We start from the raw sequence: 15,141 nt of genomic DNA, 5'->3' as shown, positions 1-15,141 counted from the left end.
TCAGTACTTCCTCTCCATCGGCTCGTAGCGCGTCATGACGACGGGCTTCCAGTCGAGCGTGATGTGGTCGTCGGCGAGTGACGAGTGCGGATCACCCGTCAGGTACGCCATGGTGTGCTGCATGTAGTTCTCGTCGTCGCGCTTCGGGTAGTCGTCGCGCATGTGTCCGCCGCGGGACTCCTTGCGGTTCCGCGCGGAGTAGACGACGACCTCGGCCAGGTCGAGCAGGAAGCCGAGCTCGACGGCCTCGAGCAGGTCGGTGTTGAACCGCTTGCCCTTGTCCTGAACGGACACCTGCATGAACCGGTTGCGCAGGGTGTGGATCGTCTCGGTCACGCGGGCGAGGGACTCGTCGGTCCGGAACACCTGCGCGTTCTTGTCCATCTCCTCCTGCAGCTCCTTGCGGAGCACCGAGACCCGCTCCGTCCCCGTCGAGGCCCGGAGCTGCTCGAGCATGCCCCGCACGTTCGCCGCGGGGTCCTCGGGCAGCGGCAGGAACTCCGCGGTCTGGACGTACTCGGCGGCGTTGTTGCCCGAGCGCTTGCCGAAGACGTTGATGTCGAGGAGCGAGTTCGTGCCGAGGCGGTTCGACCCGTGCACCGAGACGCAGGCGCACTCACCGGCGGCGTAGAGCCCGGGCACGACCGTGGTGTTGTCGGAGAGGACCTCGGCCTTGACGTTCGTCGGGATCCCGCCCATGGCGTAGTGCGCGGTCGGCATCACCGGGACCGGTTCGACCACGGGGTCCACCCCGAGGTAGGTGCGGGCGAACTCGGTGATGTCCGGCAGCTTCGTCTCGAGGACCTCGGCACCGAGGTGCGTGCAGTCGAGCAGCACGTAGTCCTTGTTCGGGCCGGCACCGCGGCCCTCCGCGACCTCCTGCACCATGCACCGGGCCACGATGTCGCGGGGCGCGAGGTCCTTGATGGTCGGGGCGTAGCGCTCCATGAACCGCTCACCAGAGGCGTTGCGGAGGATCGCACCCTCGCCGCGAGCACCCTCGGTGAGGAGGATGCCGAGTCCGGCCAGGCCGGTCGGGTGGAACTGGAAGAACTCCATGTCCTCGAGCGGCAGACCGGTCCGCCACACGATGCCGACGCCGTCGCCGGTGAGCGTGTGCGCGTTCGAGGTGGTCTTGAACATCTTGCCGAAGCCGCCCGTCGCGAAGATCATCGCCTTCGCGTGGAACACGTGCAGTTCCCCGGTCGAGAGCTCGAAGGCGACGACGCCGGCGGGCTGCTTGCGGCTCACCCCGTCGTCGCCGACGACGTCGACCATGATGAGGTCGAGCGCGTAGAACTCGTTGTGGAACTCGACGCCGAGCTTCACGCAGTTCTGGAAGAGCGTCTGCAGGATCATGTGCCCGGTGCGGTCGGCGGCGTAGCAGGCCCGCCGGACCGGGGCCTTGCCGTGGTCGCGCGTGTGGCCGCCGAAGCGTCGTTGGTCGATCTTGCCCTCGGGCGTGCGGTTGAACGGCAGGCCCATGTTCTCGAGGTCGATGACCGCATCGATCGCCTCCTTCGCCAGGATCTCAGCGGCGTCCTGGTCGACCAGGTAGTCACCGCCCTTGATCGTGTCAAAGGTGTGCCACTCCCACGAGTCCTCTTCGACGTTCGCGAGCGCTGCCGCCATGCCGCCCTGCGCCGCACCCGTGTGGGAGCGGGTGGGGTAGAGCTTCGAGATGACCGCGGTCTTCGCCTTCGGTCCGGCCTCGATGGCGGCGCGCATGCCGGCGCCTCCCGCGCCGATGATGACGATGTCGTACTGGTGGTGGTGGACGGTGATGTCGGTCACAGGGGTCTTTCGATCAGGAGGTGGAGCGTGCGGGCCGGACGGCGTGTGCGGTGCGTCGCTACTGCGCCGGGCAGAACGACGGCAGGTCCGCGGCGGCGGCGCCAGCGGGGCACGGGTCGAAGGTCCAGCACACGAGCGTGCCGAGGACGATCAGCAGCACGCAGGCGACGAGCACGGCGCCGAGCAGGGTCTTGCGGACGCCGGGCTTGGCCACGTAGTCGTTGATGATCGTGCGCATGCCGTTCGAGCCGTGGATCAGCGCGAGCCAGAGCATCGCGGTGTCCCAGATCCGCCAGAACGGGCTCGCCCACTTGCCGGCGACGAAAGCGAAGTCGATCTGCTTGACGCCCTCGCCGGCGACCATGTTGACGAAGAGGTGGCCGAAGATGAGCACGACGAGCAGGACGCCCGACGCGCGCATGTAGATCCAGCCCCACTTCTCCCAGTTGGTGGTACGGCGGGCAGCGTCCGCGCTGCGGGGCGGTGCGATGGTCTCGGTGGTCATGACGGACCCCTCAGTTGAAGTCGGCGACGAGGTTCATGAGCTGACGCGGCAGGAAGCCCGCGATCGCCACGGCCCAGAGCACGAGGACGACCCAGAACATCGCCCGCTGGTACTTCGGACCCTTCGACCAGAAGTCGATGAGGATGATCCGCAACCCGTTGAACGCGTGGAACACGATGGCGCCGACGAGGGCGATCTCGCCGAGGTTCATCAGCGGCGTCTTGTACGTGCCGATCACGGCGTTGTAGGCCTCGGGCGAGAGCCGGACCAGTGCCGTGTCGAGGATGTGCACGAGCAGGAAGAAGTAGATCGCGACACCGGTGATCCGGTGCAGGACCCAGGACCACATCCCCATCGATCCCCGGTACAGCGTTCCCTGCGGGACACGCGTCCGAGGTGCATCGATCGACGTGCCGTCGATGGTCACCTGCGGTGCGGCTGTCGCCGTCCCGCCTGCGGTCTGCTCGGCCATGAGCTCGCCTTCCCGTAGGGCCGGCGCACCGATCGGCGCGCCGTTGCCGTCGTGTTCGTGTGGAACACGTCCATCCTACGTCCGAGCACCGACCTTCTCGTTCCACCCGGTCCGGGCGGTGCGCGTGGGGGCCGGGGGAGCGCCGATCGTGCGGGCCGTCTCGTGGTGCGCGAGGAGTTCGTCGCCGACCGCTTCCCACGTGGTCCCCTCGACCCGGAGGCGACCGGCGGACCCCATCCGTTCGGCGAGCGCCCGGTCCGCGTGCAGGCGGGCGACGGCGGCCCGCAGGGCCAGCGGGGCGTCGGGGTCGTAGAGCTCGCCGTCGAGGCCCGGCGCGACGAGGTCGAGCGGCCCGCCGGAAGCCGGGGCCACGACCGGCAGGCCGGCCGCGTGGGCCTCCTGCAGGGTCTGTCCGAAGGTCTCCGCGGCACCCGTGTGGACGAAGACGTCGAGCATCGCGTACGCGTCCGCCAGGTCGTCACCCCGGAGCGGGCCGGTGAAGGTCACGTCCAGGTGGCGGAGTCGACGCTCGAGGAACTGCCGGGAGGGCCCCCCTCCTGCGACCACGACCCGGAGGCCCGGCACGCCGCCGAGTTCGGCGAGCCGCTCGACCTCCTTCTCCGGTGCCAGCCGACCCACGTAGCCGACGATGGTCTCGCCCCGCGGCGCGATCCTGCGTCGCATCGCACGGACGTGCGCCGACGAGCGGCGAGCCGGGTGGAACAGCGCCGTGTCGACGCCGCGACCCCACCGGGCGACGCGTGGTACGCCCTCGTCGGCGAGCATCGCCGCCGTCGCGGACGACGGTGCGAGCGTCAGCGAGGCGCCGGCGTGGATGCGCCCAAGGACCCGCCGCACCAGCGGGGCTGCGGCGGACAGGCCGTTCCGGCGGGCGAACCCGGCCACGTCGGTCTGGAACACGGCGACGGAGGGGATGCCGAGCCTCCCGGCCGCCGTGATCGCACGACCGCCCAGCAGGAACGGACTGGCCGCGTGGAGCACGTCGGCGCCGGAGGCGGCGAGGATCGTGTCGAGCACCGGGTGGGGGAGCGCGACGGGGAACTGCCGGTACGCGACCGCGGGGATCCGGTGCACGTCGAAGCCCAGGTGTCGCTCCTGCTCGGAGCGCGACCGCCAGGCGGCGATCCCCGGCGTGTCGGGGGCGATGACCACGGCGCGGTGACCGCGGCGACGGAGGTGTTCGAGCACCGCGAGGACGCTCGTGGTGACGCCGTTGAGGGTGGGCAGGAAGCTCTCGGTCACGACGGCGACGGTCCGGGGGGACTCGGTGCCTCGCTCCACGCTGCGTGCGTTCATGGCACGGCCCATGTTCACGCCGTCGCGTGGACGAGCGGGGGGCGCAACGTGAACGTGGCGCACGCGAGGGGTGAACAGAGCGTGCGCGCTCCGCCGGAGCGGTCGACGACGTGTCCAGGCCGTGTCCAGCTGCTTCCCCGGCACGCCGGTACGGTGGGCGCGTGACGGACGCACTCGACGACTTCTACGCGATCATCCCGGCCGGCGGGATCGGCTCGCGCCTGTGGCCGCTCTCGCGCGCCGACGCCCCCAAGTTCCTGCACGACCTGACCGGCTCCGGCTCGTCGTTGCTCCGACAGACCTGGGACCGCCTGGCGCCGCTCGCCGGCCCGGACCGGATCATGGTGGTCACCGGTCGGGCCCACCGGGTCGCGGTCGAGTCGCAGCTGCCCGGCGTCGAGGACCACAACATCGTGCTCGAGAGCGAGCCGAAGGACTCCACCGCGGCGATCGGGCTCGCCGCAGCGATCCTGCACCGACGTGAGCCGGACGTCGTCATCGGCTCCTTCGCCGCCGACCACGTGATCGGGGACGCACGCGGCTTCCGCCGGTCCGTGCGCGAAGCCGTCGCCGCCGCCCGTGCCGGGTACATCACCACGATCGGCATCACCCCCTCCGAGCCCGCGATCGGCTTCGGGTACATCCACGCCGCCGACGAGTCCCTCGGCGCCGAGGGGGCGACGACCGCACACGCCGTCCGGTCCTTCGTCGAGAAGCCGAACCTGAAGACCGCCCAGAAGTACGTCGCGAGCGGGTCGTACCTCTGGAACGCCGGCATGTTCATCAGCCGCGCCGACGTGCTCCTCGCCGAGATCGGGCGGACAGAGCCGGACCTGCTCGCCGGCATCGAGGAACTCGCCGCCGCCTGGGACACCCCCGCGCGCGGTGCCGTCGTCGACCGCATCTGGCCGGGCCTGAAGAAGATCGCCATCGACTACACGGTCGCCGAGCCGGCCGCCGCGGCCGGTCGGATGGCGGTCGTCCCCGGTGACTTCGACTGGGACGACGTGGGCGACTTCGCCTCGCTCGCGAAGCTGCAGTCCGGCGGGCGGAAGAACAACCTGGCCGTGCTCGGCGACAACGCGCGCATCCTGGCCGACTCCGCCAGCGGCATCGTCGTGTCGCAGAGCAACCGGCTGATCTCGCTCATCGGGGTGGACGACATCGTCGTCGTCGACACCCCGGACGCGCTGCTCGTGACCACCAGCGCGAACGCTCAGCGGGTCAAGGGCGTGGTGGACGCGCTGAAGATCAGCGGGCGGGACGACGTGCTCTGACGAGCACGGTTCGGTGGCGCGGGGTGGGTCGACCGGACGGGGGAGCGGCGGTGTCGTCGTCTCGGGGCAACTGCGAGCGGGGGAGCGAGCATGGCGGACATCGAGTACGACGCGGGGGACGCATCCGCACTGCGCCGTGCGCTGCGTACCGCCGACAGCGTGCTGCGTGGGCAGGCCGGCAAGCGCTCGGAGCGGTGGCCACGGGGCCACAGGACTTCTCCGGTGCCTACGCCGATCGGTTCCGCGAGGCTGGCCTCATCGAAGCGGAGGACCGTGGCAAGCTCGCAGGAGTGCTCGCCGACTTTGACTCCTGAACCACGCGTTGGACGGGTGGATGTGCGGGATGCCTGCGCGATCCTCCAGGCCGGGGCCCGGCTGTAGCGCTCCATCACGAAACCCCGCGAACTGGGGTCACGGGCGGACCATCGCGTTTCCGGCGCGTTACGACGCGGTCGCGATCACGTAACCGATGCCGGAGGGCGTCCGGAGGGGTCCTGCACCGCCCGGCCGGTCGTGTACTGTCCTCACGATCGCCCGGTGCGCAGTGACTCCGGGCCGACTCCCGATCTCCCCGGAGGAACCCCCGTGTCATCTCGTTCCCGTCGCATCGCCATGAGCGGCCTCGCGCTCGTCGGCACCGTCGCCGTGCTCGCCGGCTGTGCGTCCGCCCCGTCCGAGTCCAGCTCGTCCAAGAAGTCCGACTTCCTGCCCTGCATGGTGTCCGACGCCGGTGGATTCGACGACAAGTCGTTCAACCAGCTCGGCTACGAGGGCATGGTCTCGGCCGCGGACGAGATCGGCGCCCAGTACAAGAAGGCCGAGTCCAAGGACGCCACCGTCTACGACTCGAACATCCAGCAGCTCGTCAGCCAGAACTGCAACCTCGTCGTCACGGTCGGGTTCAACCTCGCCGCCTCGACGAAGAAGCAGGCCGAGGCCAACCCGGACACCGACTTCGCGATCATCGACGACAACTCGATCGACGCCGAGAACGTCAAGCCGATCACCTTCGACACCTCGCAGGCCGCCTTCCTCGCCGGCTACGCGGCCGCGTCCTACTCGAAGTCCGGCGTCGTCGGCACCTTCGGTGGCATGCAGATCCCGACCGTCACCATCTTCATGGACGGCTTCGCGGACGGCGTCGAGTACTACAACGAGCAGAAGAAGAAGGACGTCAAGGTCGTCGGCTGGGACGTCGCGAGCCAGAAGGGCTCCTTCACCGGCGGCTTCGAGGCCGGCACCCAGGCGAAGTCGGTCGCGCAGTCGCTGCTCGACCAGGACGCCGACGTGATCCTGCCGGTCGGCGGGCCGATCTACCAGAGCGCCGCCGAGGCGATCAAGGACGCCGGCAACGGTTCGGTCCTGATCGGCGCGGACAGCGACCTCTACGAGGCCGACCCCCGCTACAAGGACATCGCCTTCACCTCGATCGAGAAGGGCATGAAGCCCGCCGTCAAGGACGTCGTCGAGCAGGCCGCCAAGGGCGACTTCGCGAAGACCCCGTACGTCGGCACGCTCGAGAACGACGGCGTCGGCATCGCGCCGTTCCACGACTACGAGTCCAAGGTCGACTCGGGTCTGCAGGGTGAGCTCGACGAGATCAAGGCCGGCATCATCGACGGCTCGATCGAGGTCGAGACCGAGGCCACCGTCAAGTAGTCCGTCGAACGCGGGCGGGGGAGCACTCCTCCGCCCGCGTTCTCGCGCGCACGGAGACCGTCGCGCACCCGAGACAGAAATAGACTCTCCGACATGAAGCTCGAACTCCGCGGCATCACGAAGCGGTTCGGCACCCTGGTCGCCAACGACCACATCTCGATCACCGTGGAACCGGGCGAGGTGCACTGTCTCCTCGGCGAGAACGGTGCGGGCAAGTCGACCCTCATGAACGTCCTCTACGGCATGTACCAGGCCGACGAGGGCGAGATCCTGCTCGACGACGTCGTCCAGCACTTCGACGGGCCCGGCGACGCCATGCGCTCCGGCATCGGCATGGTGCACCAGCACTTCATGCTCGTCCCGGTCTTCACCGTCGCCGAGAACGTCATGCTCGGGCAGGAGGAGACGGCGTTCGGCGGGCGTCTCGACCTCGCCGGCGCCCGCAAGCGCGTGCGCGAGATCTCCGCGCGGTTCGGCTTCGACGTCGACCCCGACGCGCGGGTCGGTGACCTGCCGGTCGGTGTGCAGCAGCGCGTCGAGATCATCAAGGCGCTGTCCCGTGACGCCTCGGTCCTGGTGTTCGACGAGCCGACGGCCGTCCTCACCCCGCAGGAGACCGACGAGCTGATGGGCATCATGCGCCAGCTCCGCGAAGCCGGCACCGCCATCGTCTTCATCACGCACAAGCTCCGTGAGGTGCGCGAGGTCGCCGACCGCATCACCGTCATCCGCCTCGGCAAGGTCGTCGGAGAGGCATCGCCGACCGCGTCGAACAGCGAGCTGGCCGCGCTCATGGTCGGTCGCAGCGTCGAACTCGTCGTCGACAAGGCGCCGGCGACCCCGGGGGAGGCCGCGCTGGTCGTCGAGGACCTGACGGTCACCGACGCGGACGGCATCGTGCTCGTGGACGACGTGTCCTTCACGGTCCGTCGCGGTGAGGTGCTCGCCATCGCCGGCGTGCAGGGCAACGGCCAGACCGAGCTCACCGAGGCGATCATGGGCCTCGAGCCGGTCCGCTCCGGCCGCATCACGCTCGACGGTCGCGAGGTCACCGGCCGCAGTGTCAAGCAGATCCTCGACGCGGGTGTCGGCTTCGTGCCCGAGGACCGCAAGGAGGACGGGCTGGTCGGGGAGTTCACGATCGCCGAGAACCTCATGCTCGACCGTGCCGATGCCGCCGAGTTCGTCCGCGTCGGCACCATCCGCGCCGCCGAGCGTGACACCTTCGCCGACGAGAAGATCGCCGAGTTCGACATCCGCACGCCCGGACGGACCACGGCCGCCGGGCGGCTCTCCGGCGGCAACCAGCAGAAGATCGTCCTCGCCCGCGAGCTGAGCCGGCCCCTTCGGCTCTTCGTGGCCGCGCAGCCCACGCGCGGCATCGACGTCGGCTCGATCGAGTTCGTGCACAAGCGCATCGTCGAGACCCGTGACAGCGGCGTCCCGGTGATCGTCGTCTCCACCGAGCTCGACGAGGTCGTCGCGCTCGCCGACCGGATCGCCGTGATGTACCGCGGCGCCATCGTCGGGATCGTCCCGGCGTCCACCCCCCGGGACGTCCTCGGACTCATGATGGCGGGCGAACTGCCCGCAGGAACGGAGCTCGCCGCGTGAGCGACACCACGCCGGAGCACGGCGGCGCCACCCCGCCGTCGGACCGCAGCACGCCCCCCGTCGACGCGACCACGGGCCTCCCGACCGACTCCGCCGCCGTACCGGCCGTCGACGACCGCCTGCAGGAGGTCGCCGGCCCCCCGCACCTGATGACCGACTCGGCGGCCGACAGCGAGCGCCGCGAGGGCGGCGACGGCCGCTGGAGCGACGCGATGCGCAGCATCGTCAACGGCTCCGTCCTCACCACCGTGCTCGCCGTCGTCCTCGCCCTCGTCGCGAGCGGCGTCCTCATCGCCCTGACCGACAAGGACGTCCAGGCCGCGGCCGGGTACTTCTTCGCCCGCCCGACCGACATGCTGCGCGCGATCGGCACTGCGGTCGGCGGCTCGTACTCGTCGCTCTTCCAGGGATCGGTCGTCAACTTCGGCGCCCCGTCGTTCGCGAGTGCGATCACCCCGATCACCCGGTCCGTCGACTACGCGGTGCCGCTGGTGGTCGCCGGTCTCGGCGTCGCCGTGGCGTTCCGCGCCGGCCTGTTCAACATCGGCGGCCAGGGGCAGGTCCTCATCGCCGCCGCGGCAGCGGGCTGGGTCGGCTTCTCGTTCGACCTGCCGGCAGCGGTGCACATCCCGCTCACGATCCTCGCCGGCATCGTCGGCGGAGCGGTCTGGGCCGGCATCGTCGGCGTCCTCAAGGCCCGGACCGGTGCCAACGAGGTCGTCCTGACGATCATGCTCAACTACGTCGCCCTGTACCTGCTCTCCTTCATGCTCCGCACTCCCGGGCTGCTGCAGGCCGGTGGGAGCCCGAACCCGATCTCCCCGGCGACGAAGGACAGCGCCCTGCTGCCGGCGCTCTTCGGACCGCGCTTCGGCATCAACGTCGGCTTCATCGTCGCGATCCTCGCCGTGGTCGTCGTCTGGTGGCTCCTCAACAAGTCCTCGCTCGGCTTCCGCTTCCGGACGATCGGCGAGAACCCCCGCGCCGCACGGGTCGCCGGGATGAGCGTGCCGAGCCTCACCATCTGGGTGCTCGTGATCTCCGGTGGGCTCATCGGCATCGCGGGCGCCTACCAGGTGGAGGGCGCCGTCACGACCGGCTTCACGTCGGGCATCGACGCCGGCATCGGCTTCGACGCCATCACGGTCGCGCTCCTCGGTCGCTCGAAGCCCTGGGGTACCTTCTGGGCGGCGATCCTGTTCGGCGTGCTGAAGAACGGCGGGTACGCCATGCAGGCCGCGGGCGGTATCCCGATCGACATCGTCGATGTCATCCAGGCCCTCATCGTCCTGTTCATCGCGGCCCCGCCGCTCGTCCGCGCGATCTTCCGGATCCCGCAGCCGGGCGCCCGCCGTCGCACCAAGCACAGCACCAAGCGGAAGGCGGTCGCCGCGTGAGCACCATCAGCCCCACCGCGGACCCGACCGCGTCCGTCGCCGACCGTCCGGTCGAGACCACCAGGAGCTGGAAGGCACCCGTCGCCTTCGTCGTCTTCACGGTGCTCGCCGCCGTCCTGTTCCTCGGCGTCGGCCGAGGCGGGACGACGACGTTCCGCCTCGCCAACCCCGGCGACTTCGTGCAGCTGCCGGACGTCGGCCTGCCCGCCCTCCCGACCGGTGTGGTCGTCGTCGTGCTCCTGTCCCTCGCCACGGCGGCGTCGTTCGTGCTGGTCGGCCGGTTCCGGCCCGTGCCGCTGTGGTTGACGAGCGCCTTCGCGGTCGTGTTCGTCGTCGGGTTCCTCACCTGGGCGGCCTCCGACAAGACGATCCCGCTGCCCGGCCTGCTGGTCGGCGCGATCGGCCTCAGCGTCCCGCTCGTGTTCGGTGCGCTCGGCGGCGTCATCTCGGAGCGGGTCGGTGTGGTCAACATCGCGATCGAGGGCCAGTTCCTCGCCGGTGCGTTCACGTCCGCCCTGATCGCCTCGATCACCGGGTCCGCCTGGGTCGGTCTCGTCGGCGCCCTCGTCGCGGGTGTGCTCGTGTCGTTCGTCCTCGCGGCGTTCAGCATCAAGTACCTCGTCGACCAGGTCATCGTCGGCGTCGTCATCAACGCCTTCATCTCCGGCCTCACCGGCTTCCTGTACTCGCAGGTGCTCTCGCCGGACGAGGAGCGCCTCAACGTCGGCATCACCTTCCCGCGCTTCGAGATCCCGGTCCTGCACCAGATCCCGGTGATCGGACCGGTGCTGTTCGAACAGACCGTGATCGTGTACCTGGCGTACATCGCGGTCGCCGTCGTGACCTTCGCGCTCTTCAAGACCCGCTGGGGCCTGCGCCTCCGTGCGGTCGGCGAGCACCCGGAAGCGGCCGACACCGTCGGGATCAACGTCACCGGCACGCGGTTCTGGAACGTCTCGCTCGCCGGTGCGATCGCGGGCCTGGGTGGTGCGTACTTCACGCTCGACGCGGTCGGGCCGTTCACGAAGGACATGACCGACGGCGCGGGCTACATCGCGCTGGCCGCCGTGATCTTCGGCCGGTGGGACCCGATCCGGGCCACGCTCGCGGCGCTGCTGTTCGGCTTCGCGTCGAACCTGCAGAACACGCTCGGCGCCATCAACTCGCCCGTGCCGAGCGAGTTCCTGCTCATGCTGCCCTACGTCGTCACGATCTTCGCGGTGGCCGGCCTGGTCGGCCAGTCGCGGGGACCGGCGGCCGCCGGCAAGCCGTACATCAAGAACTAGCCGGGAGGCTCGGCACATGACCGACACGAACGCTGCGGGAGACGACGGCGTGGGCACCGACCCCGCGACGGGGGAGCCGATCTGGACGGACCCGGCCACGGCCCTCCCGTCCGACCCGGACGCACCCATCGACGGGAGCACCGCGACGGACGGGGACGTCGACGTCGACTGGGACGCGCTCCGCGAAGCCGCCACGACCGCGATGGGTCGCGCCTACGTGCCGTACTCGTCGTTCCCGGTGGGTGCTGCGGCGCTCACCGACGACGGCCGGATCGTCTCCGGCTGCAACGTCGAGAACGCGTCGTACGGCGTGACCCTCTGCGCCGAGTGCTCGCTCGTGTCGCAGCTGTTCATGACCGGTGGCGGCAAGCTCGTCGCGTTCACCTGCGTCGACGGCGACGGCGCCGCCCTCATGCCGTGCGGCCGCTGCCGTCAGCTGCTGTTCGAGCACTCCACCGAGGGCATGCTCCTCGAGACCGTCTCGGGCATCCGCACCATCGACGAGGTCCTGCCGGATGCCTTCGGGCCGCGCACCCTCGCCACCTACCAGCAGGAGCACTGATCACATGGCCGTCGAGCCCTTCGACACCGTCGACCTCATCCGCACGAAGCGATCCGGCGACGCCCTGAGCACCGCCGAGATCGACTGGCTCGTCGACGCGTACACGCGCGGCTACGTCGGTGACGAGCAGATGGCCGCGCTCGCGATGGCGATCTTCCTCAACGGCATGGAGCGTCGGGAGATCAAGGACCTGACGCTCGCGATGATCGCATCGGGCGAGCGGATGTCGTTCGGCTCGCTCGGCAAGACCACCGTCGACAAGCACTCCACCGGTGGCGTCGGCGACAAGATCACGCTGCCGCTCGCGCCCCTCGTCGCCACGTTCGGCGTCGCCGTGCCGCAGCTCTCCGGTCGCGGCCTCGGCCACACCGGGGGCACGCTCGACAAGCTCGAGTCGATCCCCGGCTGGCAGGCCGCGGTCTCGAACGAGCGGATGACCGAGATCCTCGACCAGGTCGGCGCCGTCATCTGCGCTGCCGGCTCGGGGCTGGCGCCCGCCGACAAGAAGCTCTACGCCCTGCGGGACATCACCGGCACGGTCGAGTGCATCCCGCTCATCGCCTCGAGCATCATGTCGAAGAAGATCGCCGAGGGCACGGCCGCGCTCGTCCTCGACGTGAAGTTCGGCTCCGGCGCGTTCATGGCCGACTTCGAGCAGTCGAAGCTCCTCGCCCAGACGATGGTCGACCTCGGCAAGGACGCGGGCGTCGCCACCTCGGCGCTCCTCACCGACATGGAGGTCCCGCTCGGCCTCACGATCGGCAACGCCCTCGAGGTCCGCGAGTCCGTCGAGGTCCTCGCCGGTGGTGGCCCCGCCGACGTCGTCGAGCTCACCGTCTCGCTCGCCGAGGAGATGCTGCGCCTGGCCGGGGTCCAGGACGCCGACCCCGCCGCGGCCCTCGCCGACGGGCGAGCCATGGACACCTGGCGGCGGATGATCGAGGCCCAGGGCGGCGACGCCGCCGCCACGCTGCCCGTCGCGGCGGAGACCCACGTCGTCACCGCGACCGGGTCCGGCGTGCTCGCCACGCAGGAGGCCCTGCCCTTCGGCATCGCGGCCTGGCGCCTCGGTGCCGGTCGCGCCCGTGCCCAGGACCCGGTGCAGGCCGGCGCCGGCATCGAACTGCACGTCAAGCCGGGCGACTCCGTCACTGCCGGGCAGCCCCTGTGGACGCTGCACACCGACGAGCCCGCCCGGTTCGAGCGTGCCCTGGAGTCGCTCGAGGGTGCCTGGTCGATCGGTGACTCCGCGCCGGAGCGCGGTCCGATCGTGCGCGAGCGGATCCAGTAGCGGCTGGACACCCACCCGACCGAAGGCTCCCCGCACGACGTGTGGGGAGCCTCCAGTCCGTCGCGGCTCGTCTTGTGCACCGGACACTGCGCCGACGGGGCGACCACCGATAGCCTGGGCGGATGAGCGACGCCGCCACCATCCACCGCCTGCCCGACGCCGGAGCGGTCATCAACGACCTGCCCAAGGTCTCGCTGCACGACCACCTCGACGGCGGACTCCGCCCGGCGACGATCATCGAGCTGGCGGAGACCGACGGGGTCGACCTGCCGACCACGGACCCGGCCGAGCTCGCCACCTGGTTCGCCGACCAGGCGAACTCCGGCTCCCTCGTCGAGTACCTGAAGACCTTCGACGTCACCACCGCCGTCATGCAGACCGCCGCGGGCCTGACCCGTGTCGCCCGCGAGTTCGTCGAGGACCTCGTCGCGGACGGCGTCGTCTACGGCGAGATCCGCTGGGCGCCCGAGCAGCACCTGCAGCGTGGGCTGACCCTCGACGAGACGGTGGAGGCGGTGCAGGCCGGCATCGAGGAAGCGGTCGACGCCGCCGGCGGCTCGATCCGCATCGGCCAGCTCGTCACCGCGATGCGGCACGCCGACCGGTCGATGGAGATCGCCGAACTGGCCGTCCGGCACCGCGACCGTGGGGTCGTCGGGTTCGACATCGCCGGTGCCGAGGCCGGGTTCCCCGCCTCCAAGCACCGCGCGGCCTTCGACCACCTCGCCTCCGAGCTGTTCCCCGTCACGGTGCACGCCGGCGAAGCCGACGGTCTCGCGTCCATCCGCTCGGCGCTCGTCGACGGCCGTGCGCTCCGCCTGGGCCACGGCGTGCGCGTGTACGAGGACGTCACCCTCACCGACGGTGGCGACGGTTCGATGCTCGCCACCCTCGGCGAGGTCGCGTCATGGGTCCGGGACCGCGAGATCCCGCTCGAGGTCTCGCCGTCGTCGAACCTGCAGACCGGGGCGATCGCCGCGTGGGGCGACGACCTCGCCGACCACCCGATCGACGTGCTCTACCAGCTCGGCTTCCGCGTCACGGTCAACACCGACAACCGCCTGATGAGCAACACGACGTTGTCGAAGGAGCTGGCGCTCCTCGCCGGCACGTTCGGCTACGACCTCGACGACCTCGCCGCCTTCCAGATCAACGCCGCCCTCGGGTCGTTCCTGCCGCTCGAGGACCGCGAGGAGATCATCGCCGCCATCACCGCCGGGTACGCGGAGGCCTGACCCGATGGGGCTGCCGCCGCTGCCGGACCCGGCCGTCGTGCTCGGGGCGTCCGCGTCATCGTGGCGTGACGCGCTGCGGGCGGTCGGCGGTGCCCTCGTGGCCTCGGGAGCCACCACCGAGGCGTACACCGACGCCATGACCGCCATGGTGGAGGAGCACGGGCCGTACATCGTCATCTCGCCCGGGCTGGCGTTCGCGCACGCACGACCGGGGTCGAGCGTGTCGCGGGACGGCCTGGCGGTCGTGACCCTGGCCTCGCCGGTGGCGTTCGGCCACCCGCACAACGACCCGGTGTCGGTCGTGCTCGGGCTCGCCGTCGCCGAGGTCGGCACCCACCTCGAGTCGATCGGCGAGATCGCGAACCTGTTCAACGAGGCCTCGGTCACCGGTCGACTGGCTGCCGCCACGACCGCGGCCGAGGTCCGGACCATCATGGGAGTGACGGCATCGTGAAGATCGTGACCATCTGCGGTGCCGGCATCGGTGCGAGCGCCATCCTCAAGGTCAACGCCGAGAAGGCCCTGGCCGCCCTCGGTCTGTCGGCCGAGGTCGTCGCGGCCGACGTCGGCTCCGTGCGCCAGGTGTCCGACGACGCCAACGTGATCCTCACCAGCCAGGAGTTCGTGGACGCCATCGGGACGACCTACGCCGAGGTCATCGTCATCCGGAACCACTTCGACCAGAGCGAGATCACGGCGGCTGTGGAGAAGGCGCTGGGCTAGGTCCGCTCC

At 70.4% G+C, this 15,141-nt stretch carries 14 protein-coding genes; 10 read left to right on the top strand and 4 right to left on the bottom strand.

Annotated elements, in window-relative coordinates:
- The 4 genes from sdhA to DEJ18_RS09885 all read right to left on the bottom strand — a co-directional run bounded on the left by sdhA (position 1) and on the right by DEJ18_RS09885 (position 4,034).
- On the bottom strand, positions 1 to 1,794 hold the full coding sequence (gene sdhA / locus DEJ18_RS09900) for a succinate dehydrogenase flavoprotein subunit (protein WP_111080544.1): 1,794 nt from the start codon (positions 1,792 to 1,794) through the stop codon (positions 1 to 3).
- A gap of 58 nt (positions 1,795 to 1,852) precedes the next feature.
- Entirely contained in the window at positions 1,853 to 2,299 is a 447-nt protein-coding gene (gene sdhD / locus DEJ18_RS09895; RefSeq protein WP_111080543.1) for a succinate dehydrogenase, hydrophobic membrane anchor protein, read from the bottom strand.
- Between the two features lie 10 nt (positions 2,300 to 2,309).
- Positions 2,310 to 2,654, bottom strand: a complete 345-nt coding sequence (gene sdhC, locus DEJ18_RS09890; RefSeq protein WP_502866268.1) for a succinate dehydrogenase, cytochrome b556 subunit — start codon at positions 2,652 to 2,654, stop codon at positions 2,310 to 2,312.
- A gap of 192 nt (positions 2,655 to 2,846) precedes the next feature.
- On the bottom strand, positions 2,847 to 4,034 hold the full coding sequence (locus DEJ18_RS09885; protein ID WP_349775047.1) for a glycosyltransferase family 4 protein: 1,188 nt from the start codon (positions 4,032 to 4,034) through the stop codon (positions 2,847 to 2,849).
- Between the two features lie 215 nt (positions 4,035 to 4,249).
- On the opposite strand from DEJ18_RS09885, the gene DEJ18_RS09880 reads away from it, so the two are divergent.
- The 10 genes from DEJ18_RS09880 (at position 4,250) to DEJ18_RS09835 (ending at position 15,132) form a co-directional block, all read left to right on the top strand.
- The gene (locus tag DEJ18_RS09880; RefSeq protein ID WP_111210972.1) at positions 4,250 to 5,365 is read left to right on the top strand and encodes a mannose-1-phosphate guanylyltransferase; all 1,116 of its coding nucleotides are present in this window, start codon (positions 4,250 to 4,252) and stop codon (positions 5,363 to 5,365) included.
- 585 nt (positions 5,366 to 5,950) lie between these two features.
- Positions 5,951 to 7,024: a BMP family lipoprotein gene (locus DEJ18_RS09875; RefSeq protein WP_111080539.1), complete on the top strand. Its 1,074-nt coding sequence runs from the start codon at positions 5,951 to 5,953 to the stop codon at positions 7,022 to 7,024.
- 93 nt (positions 7,025 to 7,117) lie between these two features.
- Positions 7,118 to 8,638: an ABC transporter ATP-binding protein gene (locus DEJ18_RS09870; protein WP_111210973.1), complete on the top strand. Its 1,521-nt coding sequence runs from the start codon at positions 7,118 to 7,120 to the stop codon at positions 8,636 to 8,638.
- Positions 8,635 to 10,035, top strand: a complete 1,401-nt coding sequence (locus tag DEJ18_RS09865; RefSeq protein WP_258376964.1) for an ABC transporter permease — start codon at positions 8,635 to 8,637, stop codon at positions 10,033 to 10,035. Before DEJ18_RS09870 ends, DEJ18_RS09865 begins: the two co-directional genes overlap by 4 nt.
- Positions 10,032 to 11,321 carry an ABC transporter permease gene (locus DEJ18_RS09860; RefSeq protein ID WP_181434233.1) on the top strand — a complete coding sequence of 430 codons (1,290 nt, stop codon included), beginning with the start codon at positions 10,032 to 10,034 and terminating at the stop codon, positions 11,319 to 11,321. Before DEJ18_RS09865 ends, DEJ18_RS09860 begins: the two co-directional genes overlap by 4 nt.
- A gap of 127 nt (positions 11,322 to 11,448) precedes the next feature.
- Positions 11,449 to 11,883 (top strand): cytidine deaminase, encoded by a 435-nt coding sequence (locus DEJ18_RS09855; RefSeq protein WP_258376969.1) that lies wholly within the window; start codon positions 11,449 to 11,451, stop codon positions 11,881 to 11,883.
- Positions 11,884 to 11,887: 4 nt separating this feature from the next.
- A complete protein-coding gene (locus DEJ18_RS09850) occupies positions 11,888 to 13,174 on the top strand; it encodes a thymidine phosphorylase (RefSeq protein WP_111210975.1) in 1,287 nt (428 codons plus the stop codon).
- Positions 13,175 to 13,296: 122 nt separating this feature from the next.
- Positions 13,297 to 14,409, top strand: coding sequence for an adenosine deaminase (locus DEJ18_RS09845; RefSeq protein WP_111080535.1), 1,113 nt, complete (start codon positions 13,297 to 13,299; stop codon positions 14,407 to 14,409).
- 4 nt (positions 14,410 to 14,413) lie between these two features.
- Positions 14,414 to 14,863 carry a PTS sugar transporter subunit IIA gene (locus DEJ18_RS09840; RefSeq protein WP_111210976.1) on the top strand — a complete coding sequence of 150 codons (450 nt, stop codon included), beginning with the start codon at positions 14,414 to 14,416 and terminating at the stop codon, positions 14,861 to 14,863.
- A complete protein-coding gene (locus DEJ18_RS09835; RefSeq protein ID WP_111080533.1) occupies positions 14,860 to 15,132 on the top strand; it encodes a PTS sugar transporter subunit IIB in 273 nt (90 codons plus the stop codon). The genes DEJ18_RS09840 and DEJ18_RS09835 overlap by 4 nt, the downstream gene beginning before the upstream one ends.
- Positions 15,133 to 15,141 lie beyond the last annotated feature (9 nt).

Origin of the sequence: Curtobacterium sp. MCSS17_015 (assembly GCF_003234265.2) — a bacterium.
GTDB lineage: Bacteria > Actinomycetota > Actinomycetes > Actinomycetales > Microbacteriaceae > Curtobacterium.
This window is presented reverse-complemented; position numbering and strand designations above follow the sequence as displayed.